This window comes from Actinokineospora pegani, assembly GCF_009745975.1.
GTDB classification, from domain to species: domain Bacteria; phylum Actinomycetota; class Actinomycetes; order Mycobacteriales; family Pseudonocardiaceae; genus Actinokineospora; species Actinokineospora pegani.
In genome coordinates this window covers 1-3,734 of record NZ_WHOL01000046.1, presented here as the reverse complement: position 1 = coordinate 3,734, position 3,734 = coordinate 1, and the positions used below count along the sequence as shown (strand labels likewise).

2 protein-coding genes are annotated in these 3,734 nt (G+C 74.0%); both read right to left on the bottom strand.

Features of this window, described 5'->3' with window-relative positions; genetic code table 11:
- On the bottom strand, positions 1-2,780 hold a 2,780-nt coding region (locus GCL84_RS03930), incomplete at its 3' end, for a WGR domain-containing protein (RefSeq protein ID WP_156753957.1).
- A partial coding sequence (locus tag GCL84_RS03925; RefSeq protein WP_197523007.1) for a DUF4132 domain-containing protein occupies positions 2,777-3,734 on the bottom strand: 958 nt, incomplete at its 5' end. The genes GCL84_RS03925 and GCL84_RS03930, both read right to left, overlap by 4 nt.

Here is a 3,734-nt window from a genome sequence, read left to right as displayed (position 1 = left end):
TCGTCGAAGCCGACGGTGAACTTGCGCGGCCCGTAGTCGAGGACCATCGACCCGTCGGTGTCCAGGCCCAGGTCGGGCACCAGCCGGTCGGCGAGCTGCTCGCTGCTGAGGCCGATCCGCTCGGCCACCGCCCGCATCTTCTCCTCGGCGCGTTCCTTGAGGCCCTTGAACTTGACCTTGTTCGCGATGCCGTTGAGGTGCATCAGCGCCACGTCGGTGCCGATGTCGGCGAGCACGTCGAGCCCGATGACGGCCCGGGCGTGCCCACCCTCGCCCGGCCACGCCCGGATCAGCGGCGACAGGGCCCGCACCACCTCGTCGTCGCCGACCTCGCCGAGCACAGTCAGCACCCAGTTGTCCTTGGCGACGAACCCGCCCCCCGCCCACAGGGAGAACAGCCGCCAAGTGAACCGGGCCAGCGAACCCGGGTCGGTGGCCGCCTTGACCTGGGCCAGACCCGCGTAGGGCTCGCCCGGCCTGCACAGCGACAGCACGGTGATCACGTGCTTGGCGTGGTCCAGGGACAGGCCGCAGCGGCGATCGGCCAGTGCCAACTGCGGCAGCAGAGCCGGGTTGGCCCACTCGCCGACCTCGGGCAGCTTCGCGGGCAGCGCCTCCAGCGGGTCGCCCGCCAGCAGGGCGCGCACCCCCGCCTCGGCCTCGGGCCCGTACTCGCGGGCCACCGCCAGCACTGGCTCGTCGCCCGCGCGCTGGGCCACCAGGCGCAGCGCCGCCTCCGCCGCGGTCCGCGCCTTGCCCGGCTTGGCCAGCGCGTCCGGCACGAGCGGGCGCACCGCCGCCGCGCCGTGCCTGGCGAACCACGCCACCGCCGTGGCCCGGGTCGTCTTGAGCCGGACCAGCCAGCCCGCCATGGCCCGCGCGACCCGGGGCCCGGTGAACGGCGCCAGGTACGGCGCGGCGATCGCGGGCTGGTCGGCCGCGATGTGCAGCAGCAGGTCGAGGGTGTCGAGGCCGAACCGGCCCACCGCCGCCCGGAACCACTCGCCCATCTCCCACACGTGGTTGGGCCGCAGCCGCCGCGCGAGGTCGCGGGACCGGTCCTCGGGACCGAGGACGATCAACGGCATGCTCAACCAGTAGGAGGTGTGGACGAACTCGTCGAACAGGTCGTTCCAGACGATCTCCTCGCCTCCGGCGAGCTCGTGGGGCCGCTCGGCGTCATCGGCGGAGGCCAGCCACTCATCCTGCTCGCCCGCGGCCCAGGTGATCGCGTCGGCCCCCAGCGGTTCCAGACCCGCCACCACGACCGCCTGGGTCTTGGCCTTCTCGCGCAGCCACGGCGGGTCGGCGAGCACCGGCGGGAGGTCGGCCGGGTCGGCGGCGGGCAGCCGTTCCCTGGTCGCGGCCAGCAGCCGGTCGAGCGCGGCCCGGCCGCGGTCGGACACCTCGAGGCCGTCGGCCACGCCCGGCCAGGCCAGCAGGTGCGCGGACAGCAGCGGTTCCAGCACGCCGACGTCGGCGCGCGCGCCAAGCGCCTCGGCCAGCACCCGCGCCCCGCGCCGGGGGAACCGGCGCAGCGCCTCCTGGAGGAACGGCGCTGTCCCGCGCTCGGCTGCCCGCCGCACGAGCGCGGTCATCGCCTCATCGGTCGGGAAGCTCGCCAGGTGGCCCAGCAGCGTCTTGGCCGCGGACCCGCTCGCGCTGTCGACCCACTCGTCCACCGTGGCCGCCAGCGCGGGCCCGAGCTGGTCGACCAGCGTCGGCAGGGTCCGGTTCGAATGGGTGACCGCGTGCAGGTCGGCCGCGCGCAGGACGGGCTCGGCGTCCGCCATCGTCTCCACCGCGCCGAGCCGACACCGCAGTTCCAAGCCGTCCCGGCCGCCGACGGTCCCCTTGGTCTCGTCCACCCACTCCCGCTCGGTCGGCAGCAGGTAGGCGACGATCGCCCTGCGCCGCTGGGTGTCGCGCAACCCGGCCAGCGCCTCGACCGCCCGCGCGTACTCGTCGTCCTCGGCGCTCGCCAGGCTCGCCCTGATCCGGTGCGCGGGCGCCTCGCCGTTCCACGTCCACCGGAACCGCTGCTGCCCCCGCGTGATCCAACGCGCGGTGTCGCCGCCCTTCCGGTCGACCTGGACGTCCAGCGAGGTCACGAGCAGCAGCGCCTCGGCGGCGAACGCGGGCCCCCACCGGCCGATCCACTGGTCGGCGAGGCAGGCGAAGGCGTCCTCGGACCACGACCGCTCGTGGGCGGCCAGCTCGAACACCACCGCGGCCCCCAGCGGCGACGGCGTGCCCAGGAGCTGCCCGAGCCCGGCCTCGCGCAGGTCCGGATCGGTCTTGGGCCCGCTGAGCACGCCGCGGAGCTCGATCTTGCGACCCTCCAGCAGGTGCTCGGCCGCCTCGACCATCCCCGGCGTGACCCGCCGGGGGGACCGCACCCGGCCGCGCCGGGGCACAGCCAGCCGCAGCAGCGCGGCGGGTGGGTCGTAGCGCTCCTCGTCCGGCCACGTGATCGCGCCCGGTTCCCCAGCGGTCCCCGGCTCCTCGGCCGCCCCGGCGGCTCCCGGCTCCGGAGCTGGCTTGTCCTCTTTGGACTTAGTCGGTGCGGGCGCGCCCGCTTCCGAGTAGCCCTTGCGGACCTTCTCGGCGACCAGCTTGTCCAGGTGCGCCTGGGCGGCCTCGACCGTGGCGAAGACCTTGTCGTTGGTCTGGCCCGCGGAACCGAGCCTGCCCCAGCGGGCGGTGACCGTCGTGCCGGTCAGCGCGCCCTCCCAGAACTTCTCCGAGCCGCCGCCGACGTATTCCAGGCGCCGTGTCATGCCGAGCCGCCGTTCGCCGAGCCATCGTCCACCCTGCCGCCGACGAGCATGGTCAGGTCGGCCAGCAGCTCCGAGGCCGCGACCGGGTCGATGCCCTCGAAGGGGTGCCCGGCGTTCTTGTGCCGGTAGTAGTGGTTCAGGTCGTCGCTGACCCACGCGCGGGTGATCTTGACCTCCGGCCATGCGTCGACGTAGCCGACCGCGATGCCCGGGTCGAGGTCCAGCACGACCACCCGGCCGTCCGGCAGCGCCTTGGTGATCCACGGCTCCACGCCCCCGTCCTGCGGCGTGCCCCGGTCCCAACCGCGGTGCACCAGGCCCAGCACCCGGCCGATCGGGATGGGCGTGTCCTCGAACCGGGGCAGGGTGGTGGCCGCGCGGTCCTCGTCGGTCAGGTGGTGCACCTCGCGGCCGAGCTGCGGGAACGGTTGCAGGATCTCGTAGTCGGCGAACAGCTCGCCCCACCGGGCGACCGACTCGCCCAGGTGCACCGGGTGCGCCACGCCGACGGTGACCGAGGCGTCCGCCTCGTCCAGGGTGAAGGTGTCGTCCTCGACATCGGCCAGCGTGCGGTCCTCGGCCAGCCGGAACGAACCGACCAGGTCGCCGCCGTGGTCGTAGATGCCCCAGACCAAGCGCCGCACGAGGTGCCACAGCAGGGGGTGGGCGGCGAACAGCTCGGTGAACTCGTGCGCGCTCCACCGCCTGCCGGTGACCATGGCCCGTTCCAGCCTGCGGACCTGGTCGGCGGCGACGGTCTTGACGTCCTTCTTCAACCCGGCGAAGAGCTTGTACGCCTGCGGGGCCAGGTCCTCGTCGTCCTTCGCGCCGGGCTTGGGCAGGACCTTGCGCCGGGTGCCGTCCTCGTCGATGACGAAGGGCTTGAGCTGCTCGTCGAAGCCGACGGTGAACTTGCGCGGCCCGTAGTCGAGGACCATCGACCCGTCGGTGTCC